This is a genomic window from Photobacterium sp. ABD4_091, from assembly GCF_056160145.1.
Map to the genome: position 1 here is coordinate 274,769 of NZ_JBSWWQ010000003.1, position 23,310 is coordinate 298,078.

A 23,310-nucleotide genomic window follows, 5' to 3' on the forward strand; every position below is an offset into this window, starting at 1 on the left:
AATGCATGGTTGGGGCCATTCCGTTAATGTCACGTACAATTAATGTGCTGAATTACAAACTAGGCCGGTTGGGCTTGTTTTTGGATTTGGCTTTGCTGGTACTCCGGGTAGTCGATGTAACCCTTATCATTGCCTCCATAAAGGGTCAGGCGGGCGTCGGCATCGAACTCGGTCAGCGGCCAATCATTTTTGAAGCGCTGAACCAGATCCGGATTGGTGACATACGGCGTACCGAAGGCCACCAAGTCGGCATACTGCTTATCAAGCAGTTGCTGGGCTGTCTCCTTGGTCAACTTGCCCGCCACCATGATCGGGTTCGGGTACACTTCCCGCACTTGCTGGCGGAATGACTCCGGCACTTCTACATAGCGTGAAATGTTTTCCGAGAAGTGGACATAAGCCAGGTTCATCGGTGCCAATTTTGCCAATGCTTTAAGCGTCAGCTCAATAATCTCTGGATCTTCTTCGGCATAGCCCTCAATCACGTGCGGTGACACACGAATAGCCACTTTGTCACTGCCGATTTCTTTGGCAACCGCTTCAACGGTTTTCAGCAGAAAGCGCATGCGGTTTTCCTGGCTGCCACCATACTGGTCTGTGCGCTGATTGCTTGCCATACGCATGAACTGGTCAATCAGGTAACCGTGGGCAGCGTGGATCTCAACGCCGTCAAAACCGGCTTCCATCGCATTCTTGGCCGCCTGGACAAAATCAGCAATGGTGTCCTGGATATCCTGCTCGCTCAAAGCGCGTGGCATACCGGTTTCCACCATACCAAAGCCGCCTTCTGGCAATGGGCCAAACACCTGATCGGGATCTTTTACCGCTGATGCCGATACCGGTTGCTCACCGGCGATGGTTTCGTGGCTGCGGCGGCCTACGTGCCAAAGCTGGATGAAGACTTTACTGCCGGCACTGTGCACTGCCTCAGTGACTTTTTTCCAACCATCGATATGTGCTTGGGTATAGATACCCGGGGTCATCGAATAACCACGGCCAACCGCAGAGATTGGCGCACCTTCGGTGATAATCAAACCGGCATTGGCACGCTGCTTGTAGTAGGTTGCCATCATGTCGTTTGGCACATCGCCCGGCTGCGAGGTACGCGAACGAGTCATAGGGGCCATAGCAATACGGTTTTCGAACGACTGCTGACCGTAATCAAATGATTCAAATAGCATTATTTCTCTCCAGCTAAAACTTAAACACACTCTGGGCTGGTTTCAGCCTGATAAGTTGGGTAATCGATCAAACCTTTTTCAGCCCCGCCAAACAGGGTCTCTGGATCATGCGCGGCCAGTGGGTAACCGTTTTCAATCCGAGCAGGCAGATCCGGGTTGGCTACAAACGGACGGCCAAAGCCAATCATGTCTGCCAAACCTTCCCCAATGGCTTGCTCGGCTTTGTCGCCATCGTAGCGGCCGGCGTAAATCAGTACGCCTTGGTAGGCTTCACGCAGTGCCTGCTTGAATGACTTAGGCGTATCTGGCGCGTCATCCCAATCCACTTCGGCAATGTGCAGGTACACAATGTTGTGCTTGTTAAGCAGCGCTGCCGCAGCGGTATAAGTCTCTTGCGGGTTGGCATCAACGGTGCCGTTAAGCGTCGTCAAAGGCGCAAGGCGAACACCCACACGGTCAGCTCCAATGGCTTCAACCATGGCGACAACCACTTCATCCAAAAAGCGCAGGCGATTTTCCAGACTGCCACCATAGGCATCGGTGCGGTTATTGGCTTCTGAGTCGATAAATTGGTTGATCAGGTAACCGTTGGCGGCATGCAGCTCGATACCATCGAAGCCGGCTTGTATTGCATTAAGGGCAGCCTGGCGGTACTGCTCAACAACGTCCTTGATCTCCCCGACAGTCATCTCGCGCGGCTCTACCACATCGACAAAACCCGGTGCATCGGTACCGTTGTCGATGAACACCTTGACGTTTTCAGCCTTGATCGCCGAAGAAGAAATAGGCTGCTCACCACCAATATTGTCTGGGTGGGTCACACGGCCGACATGCCATAGCTGGGCGAAGATCGCACCGCCTTCGGCATGGACTGCATCGGTAACTTTTTTCCAGCCAGCGATATGCTCCGGGGTATAGATACCCGGTGTCCAGGCATAGCCTTTGGCCATCGATGAAATCTGGGTGCCTTCAGAAACAATCAAGCCGGCACTGGCGCGCTGGGCGTAGTAGGTTGCCATCAAATCATTGGCCACATCGCCCGGTTGGCTGGCGCGTGAACGTGTCATCGGAGGCATGACAATGCGATTTTTCAGGGTAAGGCGGCCGAGTGTCATCGGCTGGAATAGTGACTTGGTCATAACTGCTGCCCTCTCAATTAGGATGGGGGCAGTCTAGCAAGTCATCAGTTTTTCATTGATAGCAAAAATGACAAATTACTTTTGTAGAAAATGAAATAATCAACACGGCCTATTTAAGCTGTGCGATTTGCCACGAAGCGCTTCCTGAATTCGCCAGGGCTTAGCCCCATCACCTTGATAAAGACCTTGCGGCACGCACCGGCATCCTCATACCCAACTTGGTAGGCAATGGACTCGAAAGGCTCGGTGGTAGTTTCCAGCAGTTCGCACGCTTTCTGTACCCGCAGACGCTGGAGGTATTGGGTGGGTTTGAAACCGGTCGCTTTGACAAAACGCCGCAACAAAGTCCGTTCAGTCAAGTTTGCCCTGCGCGCTAGGCTGGCAATACTCTGGGTCTGGCTGTAACGTTTATTTAGCTCGTGTTGCAGCGCGACAATAACCGTGTCCCCATGCTGGTAACTGGGGCTGAACTGCTGGTAATAGCGCTGTTCACGGGCGCCGGTATCGACCACCAGCATTTTGCCCACCAGCCGCATCAATGCCGGCGAACCCAATTGCGAGACAACCTCTAGCCCCAGATCAAGCCACGACATCATGCCCCCAGCGGTGATGACATCGCCTTGGTTGATAAGGATTGGATCCGTCGCTAGATCCAAACTAGGGAAATGTTGCCGGAACAACGGTGCCAATCCCCAATGGGTAGTAACTTGCTTGCCTGCCAGCAATCCGGTTCGGGCCAAGATAAATGCCCCGGCGCAGGCCGAGGCCAATATACTGCCCTGTTGGTGCTGCTTACCCAGCCATTCAATTAACGCTTTGGGAGGCGTGAGGTAATCATCGCCAAGCTGGCTCGGCGGCAGTATCACAACCTTATAGCCTGCAGCCTTGTTATCTGGATATGCCTTATCAGGCGTGCTGTGCATATCGAAGGGAATAACCTCAGCCTTGAAGGTTACATCTATCCCCTGCTCTTTACTGGCATGATTTGCCATGGCAAATAGCTCCTCCAAGCCGTATACCGCCGAGCGCAGGCTGTTGGAATACTGGACAATGCCGATAGAAACAACAGAAGAATTCATGGGAAATGCTCTTTGTCATTTTTAACCTGTTTTATGTCATTTTAGACACTGAGAAACACACAAATCAATCCCTATACTGGCTCCATATTCAATGTTTAACCTCTTGTTTAGACCCCACACATCGTAATTGGAGTCCGATATGTCTCAGAAAGCCCAGCCACAGAAAGCACTACTCGTAATCGACCTACAGAATGACTATTTCCCAGGCGGCAAATTCCCGTTATGGAATACCGAGCAAACCCTTGCCTATATCAAAGCGGCAATCACCAAGGCCAACGAGCAGCACATCCCGGTGATCCATATCCAACACCTTGCTGATCCGGCGATGGGCCTGGCGCCATTTTTCAATCAAGGCACCCCAGGAGCTGAGATCCACCCGGAGATCTTGGCAGCAGCCCCACAAGGTGACGTAGTGATCAAACATTTTGCCGACAGCTTCGAACAGACCAACCTCGAGCAGGTATTAAGCCGCCATAGTGTCGATGAACTATTGGTCTGCGGCATGATGACCCAGAACTGCGTAACCCACACCGCAATCTCCAAAGCCGCCGAAAAGTACAAGGTCTCAATGCTGATAGACTGCTGCACCACGGTCGATGAGATGATCCACAACATCGCCCTGCATGCGGTCTCGACCCGTGTCGAGCTGGTAGCCAGCGAGCAGGTATTGTAAGGGCTCGGTCAGGACTCAGGCTCAAGCTCTAAGAAAAACATAGATTAGACTTGAGCCTTAGTTCAGCTTAAAATTGAACTATCGTTCACAATTTAAGCTGGAAACTCATCATGGCAAACCATGCAAAATTTGACCGTCAGCAAGTCATCGACAAAGCCACGAGCCTGTATTGGGAAAAAGGGTTTCACGCGACGTCGATGCGCAACCTGCAAGACGTCATCGATATGCGTCCCGGCAGCATTTACGCCGCCTTCGGCAGCAAAGAGGGGCTGTTCAAAGAAGCCCTGCAACATTACACCGAACAAGGGGTGGCAAAGTTGGCCGCTTGCCGAACAAATAGTCCCTCGCCCGTGGCTGCCCTGAAACTGTTCATGGAGCAGTTGGTGATCAACACCCAGCACGGGGCACCGAGCGGCATGTGCATGCTGGCCAAAACCGTAGCCGAGCTCACCGGCGAGCATGAAGAACTGCTGCAAGAGGCCAAGCGATCTTTCCGCAAAATGGAAAGTGAGTTCGAAAAGCTGATCGTCGAAGCCCAGGAGCTGGGTGAGATTGACAAAGAGAAAGATCCGCACCAACTGGCACGCCATATCCAGGTACAGATCTCAGGGCTTCGTACCTATGCCCGCGTCAACGGCCCGGATGACGATGAAAATGGCGCTCCCCTCAAGCAAATGATTGAAGATGTGTTCAAGCACTATCCGTTCTAGGCGATAGCTCTATTGCCATTACCTATCAAGCCAGCCTCCGGTGCTGGCTTTTTGATATTCACAGCAAACCACATAGCTACAGCGTCAATTGCGGCTGGATAAAATCTATAAAGACCGAGATCCGCCTAGCAACCGAGGATGATTTATAGAATACGGCATTGACCTGCTCGCGGCCGGTATTGACCAGTTTTTCTGTTTCCAGCAAAGAGACCAAACGCCCTTCCTCCAAATCCTTGTTGACCATAAAGCCCGACAGACATGAAATACCGTTACCCGCCAGCACCAGCTGGCGGACGGTTTCACCGTTGCTTGAGATCATTGAAGGGGTGATGGCATCCAATCCTTTGAGAGGCCAACGATTGAGGATTTTGGCACCGGCAAAACCAATCAGATCATGCTGGCCAAGCTCACTGACCTGCTTGGGGATCCCGCGCTTGGCGAGGTATTCCGGCGCAGCGACAATATACAGCGGGCTTCTGCCCAGCGGCCGGGCATGCAAGGTGGAATCATCTAGCTTGCCGATACGGATCGCCACATCGGTACGCTTTTCCAACAAATCAACGAAACCTTCATTGGATGTCAGCTCAAGCTCTATCTCGGGATAAGCGGCTTTGAATGGCTGGATCAACGGGACCAGCTGGTGGAATACAAACGGGCTGGCTGCATCTACCCTCAGCCTCCCCTTTGGTAACTCACCGCGCTGCATGATGTCTTCCTCGGCCTGTTGGATATGCTGCAGGCCCGTTCTCACCGCCTCGATGAACTGCCGTCCTTCATCGGTCAACTCTACCCTGCGGGTGGTGCGGTTGAGAATAGACACACCGAGCTGTTTCTCGACCTTACTGACGGCCCTTGAGACCCGTGCAACCTGGATATCCAATGCCTCAGCAGCCGCAGAGAAGCCGCCGCTATCGACCACGGTCAGTAAAATTTCCAAATCATCAGAGCGCGTTAGCATGGCACCTTTCCTTTCAACGTCTTTTAACACCTTCGCATTTTTTCATTTATAGCAAAAATCATTTGTAAAAGGTGCTGTTTTTAGCAATAGCATTTTTTTGAATAATGCCTGCCAACAGAGAGAGTGCCGCGAAGGGTTAGCGATAAAGCTGAATACCTTGAGACCTAAAAGCAGGGTTGTAGCGGCGGTTTGATTACATCAATAGAGAGAAAGACTATGCCTTTAGCACTATTGGCATTGACGCTAAGCGCCTTTGCTATCGGAACCACAGAATTCGTCATCGTGGGCTTGATCCCAACCATGGCAGCCGACCTTAATGTTTCACTACCTTCTGCCGGCCTGCTAGTCAGTTTATATGCCCTGGGTGTTGCCGTAGGCGCCCCAGTATTAACCGCCTTAACCGGTAAATGGAACCGCAAGGTTGTCCTGCTATCAGTCATGAGCCTATTTGTTGCCGGTAACCTGCTGGCATGGCAGGCCCCGGGTTATAACACTCTGGTATTGGCACGTATCCTGACCGGTCTGGCCCATGGGGTGTTCTTCTCCATTGGCTCGACCATCGCAACCGGGCTGGTATCGAAAGAGAAAGCCGCCAGTGCCATTGCCATCATGTTTACCGGCCTGACTGTGGCCTTGGTAACCGGTGTACCACTAGGCACCTATATCGGCCAAACCTTCGGTTGGCAGGCAACCTTCTTGATTGTTGCCCTGCTTGGCCTAATTGCCCTGATTGGTAGTGCATTTTTGGTCCCAGGTAACCTCAAGCAGCCACCAGCGGCCAAGCTATCGTCACAGCTAAAAGTATTGACCCAGCCTCGCCTGCTGCTGGTGTATGCCATCACTGCGCTAGGTTACGGCGGTACCTTTACAGCCTTTACCTATTTGGCACCTATCTTGGAAGATGTGTCTGGTTTCAACTCCGGTGCGATTGGCCTGATCATGCTGGTATACGGGGTATCCGTGGCTATCGGCAACATCTGGGGCGGTAGAATGGCTGACAAGATGGGCCCAATCAAAGCCCTGACCATTATTTTCACCGGCCTAGCGGTAACGTTATTGGTGTTCAATGTGACCGCTTACAACCCGATTGCAGCTGTTGCGACCATCTTGGTATGGGGTGCCTTCGCCTTCGGTAACGTACCGGGCTTGCAAGTCTACGTGGTAAAACTGGCTGAGAAAGTCAGCCCGGATGCAGTCGATGTCGCCTCTGGCCTAAACATCGCGGCCTTCAACATCGGTATTGCCTTGGGTTCATGGGGCGGTGGCCACATCGTCGCCGAAGCAGGCCTGATGCATACCCCTTGGGCCGGCGCTGCAATTGTTATTGTTGCCTTGCTACTAACCCGCCTGAGCGGTCGCTTGGACAAGAAAGCGCTAAGCAGCGACGTAGAACTAAACAACAAGGTCGTAGCCAATACTTCGCAAGTGGTTTAAACATAGGACAAGTTATTTAAACACGAGCCAAGACCCCAACAGCAAAAAGCCTGACGGTACTGCCGCCAGGCTTTTTTGGGATCCAATACCATGGAACGAGACAAACCTATCAATGCAAGAAGGTACTGCCTTCGCTGGCACTGGTCGCCGTCAAGTCACCCGCAGGGTTGATCAGGTGCGGCAGGATTTTCGGCAGGTTCAACTCAATATCCTGATCCTCTACCGAGTTGATGTTAGCGTGGTACCAACCCAGCAGGCCGAGGACAGCATAGCCGATAGCATCATCGCTATCGCGGTGCTCGAGGATAATTTGCAAGAAACGCAAAATCGTCTTGTCATTGGTTTTCGCCTGCTCAAAGGTTTCGTTATAGATCGCTAGCGCTTCACCAATCAGCCCGTCAAATTCAGTTTCAATCGCAACTTGGAACGAGCCGCCATCAACAGAAATTTTCATATCAATATCACCAGAATAAGTCTTGCTGTGATAGTAACGAAATCATGTGGGATTGTCGTTTCATCAGCAGCATTATCAGTATAAAACAGTACTTTTATTGATGAATTCGAGGCTTTCTAATAAATTTCTCCACTCAATCTCCCCCTCAGCTCTCCTCCATCTGCTGTGCCAACTGGCGTGAGACATGTTCAGGGCTCTGAGTATGGCGGGCCAGCAAGCGGTACATCACCGGGATCACCACCAAGGTGAACAAGGTCGCCACAGTAATCCCGCACAGTACCACAATACCAATCACAATCCGGTTTTCAGCTCCCGCTCCGGTGGCCAAAATCAAAGGGACAGCACCGGCAATGGTGGTAATAGCCGTCATCAAGATTGGCCGCAGTCGTTCTGAAGCGGCCTCCAATAAGGCATCATCAAATGCCATGCCCTGATCGCGCAACTGGTTGGCAAACTCAACAATCAAGATCCCGTTCTTTGCCGACAGGCCGATCAGCATGATAAGCCCGATCTGCGAGTAAATATTGAGGGTCTGGCCGGTAAAATAAAGCCCGAGCAGTGCCCCAACCGTGGCCAGCGGCACAGTCAGCATGATGATCAGAGGATGGATATAGCTTTCGAACTGCGCCGCCAGCACCAGGAATACCACCAGCAACGCCAGGGCAAAGATAAAGACAATCGAGGAACTGGAGTCCTGGTAATCCTTGGAGGCGCCCTTGTAGTTGACCACCGCATCGGCAGGCAGCAATTCATCGACTAGCCCATTGAGGTAGCCAAGGGCTTCACCCAAGGTGTATCCCTCGGCAAGGTTGGCCTCAAGCGTAATGGCCCGTACCCGGTTATAGCGGTTTAGCTGCGGTGCCCCGGCATATTCATCAACGCTGATCAGGCTTGAAAGCGGAACCAGCTCCCCGCCCTGCTCGCCCCTGACATACAGGTTAGCCAAATCCGCAGCCGTATTCTGCCGTTCGCGCTGGCCTTCGATCACCACATCGTACTCTTCGCCCCGCCATGTATACGTGGTCACCTGGCGGGAGCCAAGCATGGACTCCAGCGTCTGGCCTATCGATTTGAGCGACACGCCCAGATCGCCCGCCCGGTCACGGTCAATCACGATCCTCAGCTGCGGCTTGGTTTCCTTGTAGTCATGATCCAGCCCGACGATATTGGCGTTGCTGGCGGCGGCATCAAGCAAGATATCCCGCCACTGCGCCAGCTCTTCATAACTGCCGCCCCCCAGTACAAACTGCACCGGCTTGCCGACCCCGCGGCCAAACGGCTGGCGCATGACCGGGAAAGCCGTGATACCGGCCAAGTCACCCAGCCGCCTGCGGATATCGCCAATGATGGCACCCGCCGGGCGCCGCTCGGCCCAGTCTTCAAGTACCACGATAGCAAAGCCATTGGAAAAGTCGGCCACCCGCCCCCAGCCGCGCGGGGCGCGGATCAACAGCCGTTTGATCTCGCCTGATTCCACCAGGGGCATCAAGCGGTGCTCGACCTCATCCATATAGGGCTGAATAAAATCAAAGCTCGCCCCCTGCGGGCCGTTGATGATGATGAACATTGCCCCCCTGTCCTCTCGCGGAGCAAATTCTGACGGCAGTTTATGCTGCAGCCAGCCACAGGCTGCCAGTACCAGCAGCAACATCACAATGACGCGTACAGGGCGCTGTATGGCATGGCAAAGCATTGATTTGTAGCTTGCCGTTAAAGAGGCCATTGCCCGACTGATAAACCGTACCATGCCCCGCTCCTTGTCAACGGGCTGCATCAGCTTAGACGCCATCATTGGGCTAAGTGTCAATGCCACCAGCGATGAAAGGATCACGGCAGCACTAATCGCTATCGAGAACTCACGGAACAGTTTGCCTAAATCCCCCTCCAGAAAGCCAATCGGCAGGAAAACGGCCACCAGTACCACGGTCGTGGCGATAATGGCAAAACTCACCTGCTTCGCCCCGAGGTACGCGGCCTTGAGCGGCGGCTCTCCGGTGCTGATCCGGCGGTGGATATTCTCCAGCATCACAATGGCATCATCGACCACAATCCCGATCGCCAAAATCAACGCCAGCAACGTCAGCAGGTTGAGGGTAAAGCCGAGGGCGTAGAGCACCGTGAAGGCACCAATCAGTGATACCGGCAAGGTCAGAGCTGGGATCAACATGGCACGAACGCTGCCAAGGAAGAGATATATCACCACCACCACCAGGCCAAGGGCGATCAGCAGGGTCTTGTAAACCTCGTCAATTGACGCCTGGATAAACACCGAGGAGTCATAAGAACGTTTGATTTCCATCCCCGGCGGCAACGTCGGGTTGAGCTGGTCGACCAAGGCATTGGCCGCTTTAGCTACATCTAGGGTGTTGGCCTTCGACTGGCGGGTGATCCCAATTCCTATCATGTCCTGGGTATTGCCCCGGAAAGTGATCCGTTCTTCCTCGGCAGCCAGTTCGACCTCGGCAACATCCCCGAGCCGGATCAGGTAGCCATCGTCTCCCGTACCGACCACCAAGCGGACGAAGTCCTCCGGGGCGACAAAGCTACGCTGGGTCCGCACGGTAAACTGGCGGCTTTTTGATTCCACCGACCCGGCTGGCAGCTCGATATTGTCATTGCGCAGGGCATCTTCGATATCGGTGACAGTCAGGCCCCTTGCCGCCAGCTTCTGGCGGTCGATCCAGATCCTCAGGGCATAAGACTTGCCGCCCCCTAGCCGGATCCCCGCCACACCATCGATCACCGAGAAGCGATCGACCAAATAACGGCGGGCATAATCGGTTAGCTGCAGCGTATCCATCCGGTCGGAAACCAGGTTGAGCCACATAATCACTTCCGAGCTGGCGGCGGCTTTTTGCACTTCCGGCGGATCGGCTTCATCAGGCAGGTTGTTGAGGATGCCCGCAATACGGTCACGGACATCATTGGCAGCCGCATCAATATCCCGGCCGATAGAAAACTCCAGGGTAACACTGGATCGGCCGTCACGACTGCGCGAGCTAATTGAGCGGATCCCCTCCAGCCCGGCGATCCTGTCTTCCACCAATTGGGTGATCCGCGTCTCGACAATCGCCGCCGACGCCCCCCGGTAGCTGGTGGAAATATTCACCACCGGCGGGTCGATATCCGGGTATTCGCGCAGCGGCAGCCTATCGAATGCTACCAGCCCAAACACCACCAGAAGCAAGCTGATCACTGACCCCAGCACCGGCCGGGTAACCGAAATATCCGACAACCACATCAGCCTGCCTCCCGGTAAGTGAAGCGCTCCTGCTCGCGGACTTCCACTTTTTGCCCCGGCCTTACCCTCTGGGTACCGCGGGTGATCACCTGCTCACCCTCGCGAATACCAGTCAAGACTTCCGCTTCTCCCCGACGACGGAACCCCAGCTCGACTTCACGCTGCTCAACGGCACCTTCCTTCCCAACCACGAACAAGAAGTGCTCCTGCTGGCGGGACACCAAGGCTTCCTCCGGTACTACCAGCCCCTGATGCTCGCCCACTATCAGTGACAAGGTCATAAGCATACCGGGACGCAGCCGTAGATCCGGATTTGCAATATCTGCCCGTATCACAATGGCCCGGGTCTGTGGATTGATACGGCTGTCGATACTGGCCACCTGGCCACGGAATATTTCATCAGGATAGGCAGCGGCACTGGCTTCAATCACCGCCCCTTGGGCGACCAAACCGAGAAAAGATTCTGGAATAGAAAAGTCTAGTTTCACAGTGGCAATATCATCCAAGGTGGTGATCACCACCCCCGGCGTCACCAGCGCACCGGGGCTAATCTGGCGAAAGCCCAGTACACCGGAAAATGGCGCATGGATATATCGAGCAGCCAGCTCAGCCTCGTTTTGCGCCAATACGGCTCTGGCGACCTCGATATCGGTATAGATAGCATCGAGCTCGGAGCGGGCAATGGTATTGCGCTTGACCAGACCTTCAATGCGCTTGTATTCACGCTGTTGCTCCTTGAGGTTGGCCTTGGCGGCCCGCACTTTGGCCTGCTGCTCGTCGGCATTGAGGGTAACCAGCAATTGCCCGCGAGAAATCGATTGGCCATCCTCAAACAGCACCCGATCCACTTTCTCGGTCACCTTCGCGGTGAGCACCACAGATTCACGGGATTTCACCGTGCCTAGTGCTTCTACTTCGCGCCGTACCCATTTTTTTTCCACTTCGGCCACCACCACAGTCGGTGTCGGCATCGAACGGCCGGCTGCCGCTCCGGATGAGAAGTATTCCTTGTAGGTGATGGCGCCCGCCAGCACAACGAGAAGCAATAGGCTGATCAGAGTCCCTTTCAATCGCACGCAGTATCCTTCTGAGGGAGAGGGGAAAATTACAGTTGATATAGTCAGTATAGGAAGGGAGATTAAGGTCGGCGCAATTTGGTGGGATTTGCCGTGGATCACAGGCAAAAAAAAAGCGAGCCGGTCGATGGCTCGCAAAATAACTCATATATTGCATTCCGAGAGGGTGACTAGGTCGCCCCAGTATCCTTACCAGTGAAAACCTAACTCTCGGAAGGGACAAAGGTTATATCCGTTAGTCATTTTGCCTCAGCTCAGGGGGCTGGTGTCAGGAAAATGTCAGGAATAACAAAACAATGTTCACCAATGAGGACACGGTTCCATTTTTGGTGAAACCCTCCAGGTATATTCCGGCATTTCAGGGAGCGATACCCGCCGGATATACCTATTCCATTGAATTAACAGGTTTATAATTAATCAAAGGTGGTCCCCAGTGATAGGTAGAAGGAATTCTGCCCATCTTCTGCCTGCCCATAGGCAAGGTAAACTGGTCCTATCGGAGTATCGAGGCCGACAAACAGGCTGGCGGCCGACAGGCTGGAGTCAAAATCGATATCCGACTTATCATCCCATACCCCGCCACGCTCCAGCGAACCACCGATATACACAGGTACCGACACAGCACCAAAATTGTTGTCCAGCAGGCGGTAGCTATACACCAAGCCACCGAATAGCTTGTAGCGGCCATTGAGCTCGTAGCGGTGATAGCCCGACAGGTTGAACAAGCCCCCCAAATCCTGGACATATACCGGCAGCAGATCATCACCGTCGTAGCCTCCAGCCTGGAATGAAGCAACGATGCTGTGGCGATCACGGCTAAAAGGCTTGAGCAGTTTCAACTGGCCATAAACACTCTCGCTCGACACCGTATCTTGGTCGTTGATAGAACTGCGGCTCGAACCCAGTCCGAATTCTGTCCGGAGCATTACCCCTTCGCGCGGGAAGAACATACTGTCCAGGTCGTCATAAACAAACGACACATAGGGGCCGTGGACCGAATAGTCCTGGGTATTGTTGACGTTGATTTCACTGACCTCACCCACTCCCCCACGGTAGCCAACAGCCAGCGAGCTCCACGGCTGGAGGTTCCAGCCCAGCTCGGCATAGCCGCTATAGACGCTGTACTCGGTCTCGGCGCTGCTACCAGGCTCCCGGCCTATCATGTCCGCCTGCTCCTCGGACAAAATAAACTCACGCACTTCACGGTTCCAGTTCACCCCGAACGAGGTATAGCTGTTTTTCTGGTAGTCGAGCGGGAAATAGAAACTGGTATCAATCTTCTTCCAGCTGCCCAGCTGCCATTCGAATTGCCACTCGCCGCCCTTGTCCGTCAGGCTGGTGTAAATATACTGGGTACCGAAAGCAAAGTCAGAGCGGTTGGCAAAATCATCCTCAAAATTGAACTTGAGGTTGAGGTAGCCCGGCCCCCAGGACTTCTCCCGCACATCCATCACCAGCACATTTTCGTCTTCCTGCTGCTCGATTTGGTACGTGATCCGCTCGAACACATCCTGGCGGTTGAGCCTTTTCACCGCGTCATCCATCTCATGGTTGGTGATCACCCGCCCGGTGTCGAGATCCATCACTTCGAGCAATGCATGGTCGGAACGCTGGGTATGGTTGACGATCCTGATACGGTCGATGTAGTAGGCCGGGCTGGCCTGGGTCTGGGAGCGGCGGTTGAGCTTTTCGTCCAGGTAAGCTTTATAATCAGCCTCCGGCAGCTGGTAGCGCTTCAGCTCCGGCAGTGCATCCAGCGCGACTTTGCGCCCTGCCACATATGCCTGTTCCATCTTATCGAAATCAGGTGCTAGCATGAAGGAGACATCCGGCTGGAGGTACACATCGCCCTCCGCCATCAATGCCATTTGCTGATCGGAGCTGGTGTTGGTCATGAAAGTGGTGAGCTGGCCGATGATATTGAAGGCGCTGTTGAGCTGCTGCTCTTCAAACAAGGCATCACGCAGATCAACGGCGATGATCGTATCAGCGCCCAACGCCTGCGCAGCATCAACCGGCATGTTGTTGACGATCCCGCCATCAACCAAGATCCGGTTGTCTATCCGAACCGGCTGCAGCGCCCCGGGGACTGTCATCGATGCCTGCATAGCGGTTGCAAGGTGCCCGTTATCCAGCACCACCGGCTTTACGCTGACAATATCCGTCGCCACAGCCCGATAGGGGATGGCCAAGTCATCGAAGCTCGCAAGGGCAGGCAGGTTTTCGGTCAGGTTGCCGAGCAGGGTTGCCATTCCCTGGCCTTGGAACGCACCGGGTTTGGATCGGTAGTTCCCTTTCAGGTCAATACCGATATCGCTATAAATTTGGTAATTGTCGTTCTGCTGCTTGCGGCGCAGCTCGAGGTCGTTACGCCCGACGCGGTCTTCGTACCCGCTTTGCCAGTCGGCCGCCATCGTTTTTTGGCGGACTTCCTGGGCCGACAGCCCCATCGCGTACATACCGCCGACATAGGCCCCCATACTGGTCCCGGTGATCACATCGACCGGGATCCGGTTTTCCTCCAGCACCGACAGCACACCAATATGGGCAGCCCCCTTGGCGCCGCCGCCACTGAGCACCAAGCCGACCTGGGGGCGGGATTGGGCTGCTGCGACATTAAAGGTTCCGGCGAAGACCCCGACCAGTGCGAGCAACGTGCCCCCCTGCCAGCGCCGGCATATATTCAGCCACTCCATGACATATCCTAATAAGTTGGATTAATAGCAATAATATACCCAAGTTAGCTGAACAAGAGGCATAAAAAAATCCGGTCAGCAGCGGCTAACCGGATTTTTTTATTAATCAAAGTACGAACTTAGCTACCGCTGGCAATATCATTCAGTGCATTCATCACCTGTTCGTTGATATGGCCCTCGAACACCAGCTTGCAGACTTTGCGCCTTACAGCCAGACCCGAAATCAATCGTTCAATCGACAGGTGGCCCTCGTCATGCTGGCAGTTGTATAGCTCAATGGTCTTGCTCAAGGTCTCATAGGCTACCACCTCGCCACCAACCCTCAACCAATCAAGCTTCTCCAGCAAGCCGTGGCACTCTTCGCTGATCGAGGCAACAGAATGTCCGCTCATCGCCGATAATGCCGTTATACTGCGCTGCAGAGCCTCTGAGGAGGTATATTTAGACAGGGTAATGGTCAATTCGTCGGCATTAATCTCAACCAAGTGCTTGCGCAGCTTCACCCGGCGGCCCAAACGCCCTTTCGGACGGCTCTCCTTGCGCTGGATAGGCTCGAACTCACCGTCGATGATCTCGGAAAGCTGATCAAGCTCCTGCTTGGGCAATATTTCATTGCGCAGCGGGTTTGGCATCGTCGGTGCCATGGTCCGCTTGCCCTCGTTGGTGGTTTTCGCCCGCGAGAACCGGATCACCTCATCCACATCACAGCGGATATCAATCTGGTAATCGCAATAACGCTTGTCTTCCTCATGCGGCGTGATCGTCAGGTGGTAACCCCACAAGTTTACCGCAAAGACATGATCGGTGATCTTGTCTTCGGCCAGTTTGCGCAGTTCGCGGATCAAGTCCGAAGAGAAGCGGCGCCATTCAATGTTCCGTGCCAGTTTCTGGTTCAGCTCGCTGAGCATCATCGAGTCGTTGAGACGGCGCGACATCCGGCTTCGGAAGAACGAGTAGAGCTGGAATACCAGGGTATGCTGACGCAGGATCTCCGGCGGGAACAGGAAGAAGTAATCCCGGGTTAGCAGCTCGTCAAAGAACGAAGGCTCCCAGACCAGGATATAGAGGTTCGGCTTGATCTTGATCTCGCCGTCATCGCCTTCCTTCGGCGCTTCCTCGGAGGCGGTAATGGTACGGGCAAGGAAACGGAACCGGTCACTCTTGAAGCCTTCCGGCATATTTTCACTCATCCACCGGCCGGTGAGCTCGTGTAGCTGGAAGTCAGTAAATTCAATACGATCAATACTTTCGCGGATCGAGTCACGGGCAGGGCCACTGTCCTTTTTGCCCCGCAAGGCAAGGATATCGGTGATGTACACCGGGGTTTTATTCCCCATATTGCGCGACTGGATCTCGTAATCCGCAATGTGGTGATCATGGTATTGCACCGTCAGGGTAAACAGCGCGAACAAGGTCATAAGATCGTCGACAGTCATGATCGACTTCGATGATCGTGTTTCAATGATTGCCTTGGTGCCACTGATCGCGACCATCGACTTCTGATAGCTTTTCTTGGTCCGAGGCGGGGCCAGCGCCTGGTCAATGATCCCCGCCCAGCTGGTGGGAGAGATCACAATTTGATCCGCCTCATCAGGCATCGTTGGCGGTGTGCCCAAGCCATGCTCACTGAGCAATTGGCGGTTGACGTGGTTTTGGGCCAGTGCTTTCGAGCGTTTTTGTTTCTCTTTGGCCTTGGACTGCTCTGAATTCAGGCTGCCGGTACCCAGCTGCGAGATCAGCATGGCCGGGTTGATAAAATGATGCAACATGGTTTTACCCGCCAGGCCCTCTTCGAACCTCACAGGTTGTTGTTTAAACAAACCAATATTTACCGCAGCCCGCAGTCGCTGCTGGATTGCGGCACGGGTTAACTGGCCTTCGGTCGCCTCCACAAGTTCAGTCGTCGACACCATACCATCATGGCTGGATAGCCCCCGCAATGAAATCAGGTTGAGGAGTTCGACAATACTTTTGGTGACACCTTTGAAGTGCTGGTACTGAGGAAGCCAGTCGATCAAGTTTGTTGGGATCGAGAACAAATGCCCGTCTTTGTGGGATCGTGGAGCTGGGATCAATATCTTTTCAGAGTTTTTGTTATTTGATGAAAGCGCGGAGTTCATTTGCCATTAGCCGTAGATGCATCATTTTTCCGTAAAAGATTAATAGAAATGAAACAAGAAAGAAAGATCTTTTATTGGCTTTTTTTAAACTGATCTTTTTGTTTATTTTGATCTTATTGATTAAATGATCTTATGATCTGGCTGGTGAGTTCTTTGTAAGCGATTGAATTTAATAGAGTTAAAAACCTCGTCATTCGAAAGCATGATCAACGTAACTCCGGAAAAGTGATCAAAGCAACGTAGAAACGATGATCAAAGAGGCCGTGGAAATATGATCATCATCATTTGGCAAGCATGATCACCGCCGCTATGAAAACATGATCATGGTGGTTCCACAGTTTATCCACAGGGCATGACCTCTTTGCTGGTTATAGATCCGCCGTTGCTGTCCAATTGCTGAGTTTTGCACGGCAAAGCGTGCTGTTTTTAGCCCGGAAAAATGATCATGGCAGCGTTGTTTAAAGAATTGTTCCGGCTGCCGCGTCGTTGTTTGCTGCTATCGGTGTTTTTTTCAACAATGTTGAACTGACACTTTCCGTATTCTACCTTGCTTTTACCATGTGTCCGGGATGGATCAATGATCAAGATAATGGTTATGTATTTCAATTTTGCACAAAACTAGCGATTTACAGCTTTTTTGGCAATATTGGGCGTGGATATTTATGCGCTAAGCCCTTATTAGACCTGCACTCACCGTAATTTCGCCATGGTTTTCCATGCTTTCGGCATTTTACCCGAACTCACGGATTTACACCCTCTTTATCTTGATCATTTTTCCGATCAAGTTGCCCCGCGGTAAACGCTGCTACAACCGGTGGCATTGCCTTGATCATGCTTCGTGATCCCTTGTTTTGAATTGGAACGATGATCAAGCCAATGTTGGCGGGCTTTGGCCAAGATCATGATTTACGATGATTTCATGCTGATCATTTTGCATTTCCAAATAGGTATTTTTGTGATCATAATGAAATTGATCAATTTCATCATCATTTTGGCCATTTTCCATTATTGCCAGGCGAAGGATGGAGAATCGTATGAATTGCAGTCAAATAGTCAACGCCCGTAAATTAGCCAACAATTATCACGCTTCCGGTAAAATAGGCCTTGGTTAGGATTTACATTGTAAAATAGTGACGCTGTAACACTTTTATTTTGGGCTGTAATTCAAGTGGATTACCCTCTATGTGCACCGAAATTTCACGCCCAAACGTCGGTTTTTTGCTCTCTTTATTGCTTTATGCTGAGATAAATATCACACGTTGTTGTTCAGCCTTTTATTGTTTTGGTGTTTTTTTGCTGTACAATAGAGCAAAATGTTTCAAGGTGAATAAAGACAATGAACAGGGAACAAACCATAGACAACTTGCTCAATATCGCCGAGCAGACCAAACAGGTCCAGGCGGACCGTATTGAGATTGTATTGGAAGAGCGCCGCGAAGAAGCGTTTCCCCCGATGTCGAAGGCATTGATGGAGAGCCGTTCGGGACTGACCCGCCGCAAGCTCGATGACGCTATTTCACGTATGGAAGCCAATGGCCATCAATTTACCAAAAATAATGCCAACCATTACTCCATTAGCCTGGAAGAAGCGCACCAGTTGATGGAAGCGACAAAAAAGCCTGCTTTTTATGAGCGTGAAGGTGCCGGTCGCAAGCCATGGATTGTCAATGTCCAGAACCAGAAAGGGGGAACGGGTAAGTCGATGACAGCCGTTCACCTTGCGGCGTGCCTGGCGCTGGATCTGGATAAGCGTTACCGTATTTGCTTGATTGACCTTGATCCACAGGGGTCATTGCGCCTATTCCTTAACCCGCAGATCAGCGTGGGTGACCAGGAAACCATCTACTCTGCCGTCGATGTGATGCTGGAAAATGTGCCAGAGGGGCAGGAAATCGACAAAGAATTCCTGATGGGCAACGTGGTGATGCCGACCCAGTACCCTAACTTGAAAACTATTGCGGCGTTCCCTGAAGATGCCATGTTCAATGCTGACGCATGGCAGGATCTGGCCGAAAACCAGGACTTGAATATTGTTCGCCTATTGAAGGAAAAGGTAATCGATCCGATAGCCGACGAGTTCGATATCATTATGATTGATACCGGCCCGCACATCGATCCATTGGTTTGGAACGCCATGTATGCCTCCAATGCCTTGATTATTCCATGTGCTGCCAAGCGTCTTGACTGGGCATCGACAGTTAACTTTTTCCAGCATTTGCCAACAGTTTACGAAATGTTCCCGGAAGATTGGCACGGTTTGGAGTTTATCCGCCTGATGCCAACCATGTTCGAGGACGATAACAAGAAGCAGGTCTCGGTACTGACCGAGATGAACTACCTGCTGCGTGATCAAGTCATGATGGCAACGGTACCGCGTAGCCGTGCTTTCGAGACTTGTGCCGATACCTACAGCACTGTGTTCGACCTAACGGCAGCCGAATTTGAAGGGGGCAAAAAGACCCTTTCGACAGCGCAAGATGCGATCCAACGTGTTGGCCTGGAGTTAGAGCGTGTGATGCACTCTCACTGGGCTAACCTGAACCGGGAGTAATTAACGGATGGCAATTAAAACCAAAGATCTGAATGCGCGCTTGTTCGGCAAAGCTGACAAGCGGCGTGCAACAACGCCGACGGAAGCCCAGACTGCCGCCCGTGACAAGGCGTCTGTCATCGAGTTGGCCGTTGCCGGCGAGGAAACCGTTGCGTTTGAACTGGTTAAAATCCATGCCGATCAGGTTGCTGATAAAACACGTGTATTTGCGGAAAATGCCCGTGAACAGGCTTTTCTTAACGAACATGCGCTGGCCGATATCCTCAACACGCTGAAAGATCGCGGTCAGCAATACCCTGCGGTCGGCCGCTGGCTGGACGATGGAAGGATTGAGGTGCTTGACGGTAGCCGCCGTCGCATGTCGTGTATCCTGGCCGAGAAGGATTTCCTGATCTATGTCGGTAAGGGAATTAACAGCGAACATGCCAAATTCTTGTCTGATGTCGCCAATGCCCACAAACCTCTATCGCTTTTCGAACGCGGTAAGGAAATGCAGGCGCTGCTTGATAATGGCAAAGTGGCAGATCAGAAAGAGCTTGCGCGTTACTGCCAGTGCAGCGAAGCCCTGGTAAGTGGTGCCTTGAAGGCCGCCTCACTACCGATGGAACTGCTGATGGCTTACCCGAGTGTTGGTGAACTCGGCCGCCCGACGATTGTGAAGCTGCACCGCCTCTTTTTTGGTCTCGACAACGATCAGCAAAAGGCGTTCGTCGGCGAGATTTCTGCTGGTGATGAAGCGATGTGGAAATCTATCGATGCAACTGGTATCACGCGTATTACGCGTGAAGTGACCAGCAAGCTTGAGCAGATTGGCGACACATTGCAGCCAAAAGTTGAAACCGAGAAGCCGAAGCCGCAAGAGCTGGTCAAAGGGAAGATCAGTTATTTGCGTGATGGCGACAAGCTGCAGCTTAAGCTGAAGAAGCTGACGGAACGCCAGGCTGACGAAATCCTGTCGTATCTGGCCGACTACCTCAAATAGCCGCTTTGATTTTGATACAAAACCACGCCTTATGGCGTGGTTTTTTTTCGCACCGACAACGGCATGTTGGTATGATCAATATGTTGTTTGTCATTGAGCTATCGCATGTCCCAACTTTCTCATTTTTGCCGCATGCTCGCAGAGCGTGCGGCCGATCAAAATATCCGCCATCTTGTCGTTGCCAAAGGTTGCAAAAGCTGGTCGGCAAAAGTGGTTGATGCCTTCAGCCAACATTATACTGAGCAGCTATTCTGCGGCGAGCCAGTGAATGATGGTGGTGACTGCATACCTTTCAAAAAAGCCAAGTTGTGGCTGGGGCGTGAATGCCAGATGCTCACGATCAATGGCCACCATGGTTTGGATGCCCAAGCCCTTGGCGCATTGTCCGGCACCATTGTCGGCGGTGGGATCTTGCTGTTGTTATTGCCGGATGAATGGTTTGAGCAATCCGGATCTCGTTTCTACCAGCGGCTTAATCATCTTTTGCATCAGCCTAGCGTTGTTTGGCTGGAAGCTGGCCAGCCTCTGCCAGACTTACCTCGCGTACCTGCTGCTGAAGAAGATAGGCTCGCCAATGTTTCCTCAACTGTGGGTGGCTTGCGATTTGGTGCGCTGACTACCTGCCAGGTGGGTGCGGTCGAGGCGATACGCAAAGTAGTAACGGGTCACCGCAAGCGCCCGCTAGTGTTAACCGCAGATCGCGGCCGGGGAAAATCATCGGCTCTGGGATTAGCGGCCGCCAGCCTATTGGCCGAACGTGATATCAAGATTGTTGTTACGGCGCCTTCTTACCTTGCAAGCCAAACGGTATTCCGGCATGTGGCGTTGCAGTTTGGGCTGCCATTTTCGGATCAGAAGCGGATTGAGGCAGGCAAGGGGAGTATCGAGTTTATTGCTCCGGATGCATTACTGGCTGGGCTCCCATCAGCAGACATCGTCATGGTCGATGAAGCGGCGGCGATCCCGTCCCCTGTCCTGCAATCCTTGCTGCAATCCTTCAACCGGTTGGTTTTTTCTAGCACTGTCCATGGTTATGAAGGGACTGGCCGCGGGTTTGCGGTTAAGTTCCGCCAACAGCTCGATAGCGTTATGCCCCAATGGCGTGGCTTTGAAATGAAGCAAGCTATCCGTTGGGCAGACAACGATCCGTTGGAGCCGTGGGTTTTCAATGCGCTACTGCTGGATGCCGAGATTGCCTCATCTGGGCTCGACCCGGATACCGCGCACTATGAGTACTTGGATAAATCTACGCTTTTACATTCCCCATCTCTGCTGTCTTCACTATTTGGCCTTTTGGTTAATGCCCATTACCAAACATCACCGGCTGATTTGGTTAACCTGCTCGATGATGACTCGCTCCACATCTGGCTTTGCCGCAATGGTGTCAATGTATTGGGCTGCTGCTTGGTCGTTGATGAAGGCGGGTTCAGCGAAGAGCTTGCCAGCCAAGTTCAGCTCGGTGCAAGGCGGCCCCGAGGCCATTTACTTGCACAGTCCCTGGCTGCCCATCTAGGTATTGTCGAAGGTGCTACCCAACAATCTGGCCGTATCCTTCGTATTGCAGTCCATCCCGATTTCCAGCAGCAAGGCATTGGCCAGCATTTACTGGCTTCTGTTCGAAACTGGGCAAAATTGCGTTATGACTTCCTGGGTACCAGCTTTGGTTATGTTCCCGAGTTGCTGCATTTTTGGCAGCATGCAGGCTATCAGCCAGTCCGGCTCGGGCTACAGAAAGATGCTGCCAGCGGCTATCCTTCATTGCTATGTGTTTTGCCTATCAGCAATGCTGGTCAGCTTTGGTTACCAAAAGCCCGTGTATTATTTGCTTCAGGTTTAATAGCAAATGCCAATGAAGCGTTTAAAGATATGCCGACCGATGAGCTCCTGCCCCTTTTGACTGCAGCCGCTTCGCTTCATGCTATTCCTTCTTTGTTGCCAGATGAGTGGGTTGAGCAGCAACTTGTGTTATTTTCTGCCGGCGGCTTGGGGTATGAATTAGTACTGCCGGCATTGCAGCAGTTTATCTGGCGGCGACTGGCGAGCTCATCTGATCCGTTGTCACTGTCACCCCTCGAGTTGGTGGTGGCCAAGGTCATCCAACGGAAATCCTGGTGCGATATTGTTACCCAATTCAAATTGACTGGCCGAAAGCAAGCCGACCGCGTATTGCGTGATATTGTCAGTGCCGATCTCAAGAATCTGTTTTAGCAAGGAGCGAGTAATGAAATTTGTTGTTGATACCCATAGCCACACTGTTTCAAGTGGTCATGCATATAGTACGGTATTGGAAAATGCAGCCGCAGCGGCACAAAAGGGGCTGCAACTTTTATGTGTCACTGATCATGCATCTTCAATGCCTGGCGCTCCGCATTTTTGGCATTTCGCCAATCAGAAAGTATTGCCGCGATTCCTTCATGGTGTTGGTATCTTGCGTGGGGTCGAAGCAAATATCATGAATACTGACGGTGAGATTGACATCTTGCCAAAAGTTGAAGAGAAGCTTGACTGGATCCTTGCCAGTTTCCATGAGCCCGTTTTCACCCCTTCATCGCGGGAAGCGCATACGCAAGCGTTGCTCAATGTGATCCGTTCCGGCCGCGTCGATGCGTTGGGCCATTTGGGCAATCCTAATTTTGACTTCGATTTTGAGCGTGTGCTATCAGCGGCGGCGGAAGCGAATGTATTGGTTGAGATCAACAATTCGTCGTTGTCTGGATCTCGGGCTGGCAGCCAACCGCGATGTGAGCGTATTGCGGAGATTGGCAAGGAAGTGGGCGTGAAATTTACCACAGGCTCTGATGCCCACTTTGCGTATGATGTAGGCAAGTTTGATTCTACATTGGCTTTGCTTGAAAAAGTAAGAGTTGAAGAATCGAGTATTGTTACGACGAGTGCTTCTCGATTCTTGGCATTCCTTTCTTCTCGAGGCCGGCTACCAATTGAAGAGTTTCAATCCTTGAGTTAATACAGCTTACAGTGTTAATACAATTTACAGTGTAAATCTCGACGGCAGTTA

General features: G+C 52.4%; 16 protein-coding genes. 7 read left to right on the top strand and 9 right to left on the bottom strand.

Annotated elements, in window-relative coordinates:
* Positions 1–59: 59 nt before the first annotated feature.
* The 3 genes from ACXAGQ_RS22725 to ACXAGQ_RS22735 all read right to left on the bottom strand — a co-directional run bounded on the left by ACXAGQ_RS22725 (position 60) and on the right by ACXAGQ_RS22735 (position 3,399).
* On the bottom strand, positions 60–1,181 hold the full coding sequence (locus tag ACXAGQ_RS22725; RefSeq protein WP_475256995.1) for an alkene reductase: 1,122 nt from the start codon (positions 1,179–1,181) through the stop codon (positions 60–62).
* A gap of 20 nt (positions 1,182–1,201) precedes the next feature.
* On the bottom strand, positions 1,202–2,320 hold the full coding sequence (locus ACXAGQ_RS22730; RefSeq protein WP_475256997.1) for an alkene reductase: 1,119 nt from the start codon (positions 2,318–2,320) through the stop codon (positions 1,202–1,204).
* 113 nt (positions 2,321–2,433) lie between these two features.
* On the bottom strand, positions 2,434–3,399 hold the full coding sequence (locus tag ACXAGQ_RS22735; protein WP_475256998.1) for a GlxA family transcriptional regulator: 966 nt from the start codon (positions 3,397–3,399) through the stop codon (positions 2,434–2,436).
* A 139-nt stretch (positions 3,400–3,538) separates the two neighbouring features.
* Here ACXAGQ_RS22735 and ACXAGQ_RS22740 point away from each other — a divergent pair, with 139 nt between their 5' ends.
* Together ACXAGQ_RS22740 and ACXAGQ_RS22745 are read left to right on the top strand one after the other, a co-directional pair.
* A complete protein-coding gene (locus ACXAGQ_RS22740) occupies positions 3,539–4,072 on the top strand; it encodes a cysteine hydrolase family protein (RefSeq protein ID WP_475257000.1) in 534 nt (177 codons plus the stop codon).
* Positions 4,073–4,182: 110 nt separating this feature from the next.
* Complete coding sequence (locus ACXAGQ_RS22745; RefSeq protein WP_475257002.1) at positions 4,183–4,782, top strand: TetR/AcrR family transcriptional regulator; 600 nt, start codon at positions 4,183–4,185, stop codon at positions 4,780–4,782.
* Between the two features lie 76 nt (positions 4,783–4,858).
* Here ACXAGQ_RS22745 and ACXAGQ_RS22750 read toward each other — a convergent pair whose 3' ends face one another.
* Positions 4,859–5,740 carry a LysR family transcriptional regulator gene (locus ACXAGQ_RS22750; protein ID WP_475257003.1) on the bottom strand — a complete coding sequence of 294 codons (882 nt, stop codon included), beginning with the start codon at positions 5,738–5,740 and terminating at the stop codon, positions 4,859–4,861.
* 216 nt (positions 5,741–5,956) lie between these two features.
* Between ACXAGQ_RS22750 and ACXAGQ_RS22755 the strand changes: the two genes are divergently transcribed.
* Positions 5,957–7,174: an MFS transporter gene (locus ACXAGQ_RS22755; protein WP_475257005.1), complete on the top strand. Its 1,218-nt coding sequence runs from the start codon at positions 5,957–5,959 to the stop codon at positions 7,172–7,174.
* Between the two features lie 109 nt (positions 7,175–7,283).
* Here the strand turns inward: ACXAGQ_RS22755 and ACXAGQ_RS22760 are convergent, their stop codons facing one another.
* The 5 genes from ACXAGQ_RS22760 to ACXAGQ_RS22780 all read right to left on the bottom strand — a co-directional run bounded on the left by ACXAGQ_RS22760 (position 7,284) and on the right by ACXAGQ_RS22780 (position 16,761).
* Positions 7,284–7,628 carry a hypothetical protein gene (locus ACXAGQ_RS22760; protein ID WP_475257006.1) on the bottom strand — a complete coding sequence of 115 codons (345 nt, stop codon included), beginning with the start codon at positions 7,626–7,628 and terminating at the stop codon, positions 7,284–7,286.
* 145 nt (positions 7,629–7,773) lie between these two features.
* Positions 7,774–10,869, bottom strand: a complete 3,096-nt coding sequence (locus ACXAGQ_RS22765; RefSeq protein ID WP_475257008.1) for an efflux RND transporter permease subunit — start codon at positions 10,867–10,869, stop codon at positions 7,774–7,776.
* A complete protein-coding gene (locus ACXAGQ_RS22770) occupies positions 10,869–11,945 on the bottom strand; it encodes an efflux RND transporter periplasmic adaptor subunit (protein WP_475257010.1) in 1,077 nt (358 codons plus the stop codon). The genes ACXAGQ_RS22765 and ACXAGQ_RS22770 overlap by 1 nt, the downstream gene beginning before the upstream one ends.
* Positions 11,946–12,358: 413 nt before the next feature.
* Positions 12,359–14,641 carry a patatin-like phospholipase family protein gene (locus tag ACXAGQ_RS22775; RefSeq protein WP_475257011.1) on the bottom strand — a complete coding sequence of 761 codons (2,283 nt, stop codon included), beginning with the start codon at positions 14,639–14,641 and terminating at the stop codon, positions 12,359–12,361.
* A 119-nt stretch (positions 14,642–14,760) separates the two neighbouring features.
* Positions 14,761–16,761, bottom strand: a complete 2,001-nt coding sequence (locus ACXAGQ_RS22780; protein WP_475257013.1) for a replication initiator protein RctB domain-containing protein — start codon at positions 16,759–16,761, stop codon at positions 14,761–14,763.
* Between the two features lie 1,336 nt (positions 16,762–18,097).
* Between ACXAGQ_RS22780 and ACXAGQ_RS22785 the strand changes: the two genes are divergently transcribed.
* The 4 genes from ACXAGQ_RS22785 (at position 18,098) to ACXAGQ_RS22800 (ending at position 23,259) form a co-directional block, all read left to right on the top strand.
* Positions 18,098–19,312 carry an AAA family ATPase gene (locus ACXAGQ_RS22785; protein WP_475257015.1) on the top strand — a complete coding sequence of 405 codons (1,215 nt, stop codon included), beginning with the start codon at positions 18,098–18,100 and terminating at the stop codon, positions 19,310–19,312.
* A gap of 7 nt (positions 19,313–19,319) precedes the next feature.
* Positions 19,320–20,294, top strand: a complete 975-nt coding sequence (locus ACXAGQ_RS22790; RefSeq protein ID WP_475257016.1) for a ParB/RepB/Spo0J family partition protein — start codon at positions 19,320–19,322, stop codon at positions 20,292–20,294.
* A gap of 105 nt (positions 20,295–20,399) precedes the next feature.
* The gene (locus ACXAGQ_RS22795; RefSeq protein WP_475257017.1) at positions 20,400–22,502 is read left to right on the top strand and encodes a tRNA(Met) cytidine acetyltransferase TmcA; all 2,103 of its coding nucleotides are present in this window, start codon (positions 20,400–20,402) and stop codon (positions 22,500–22,502) included.
* Between the two features lie 13 nt (positions 22,503–22,515).
* Positions 22,516–23,259 (top strand): PHP domain-containing protein, encoded by a 744-nt coding sequence (locus tag ACXAGQ_RS22800; RefSeq protein ID WP_475257018.1) that lies wholly within the window; start codon positions 22,516–22,518, stop codon positions 23,257–23,259.
* Positions 23,260–23,310 lie beyond the last annotated feature (51 nt).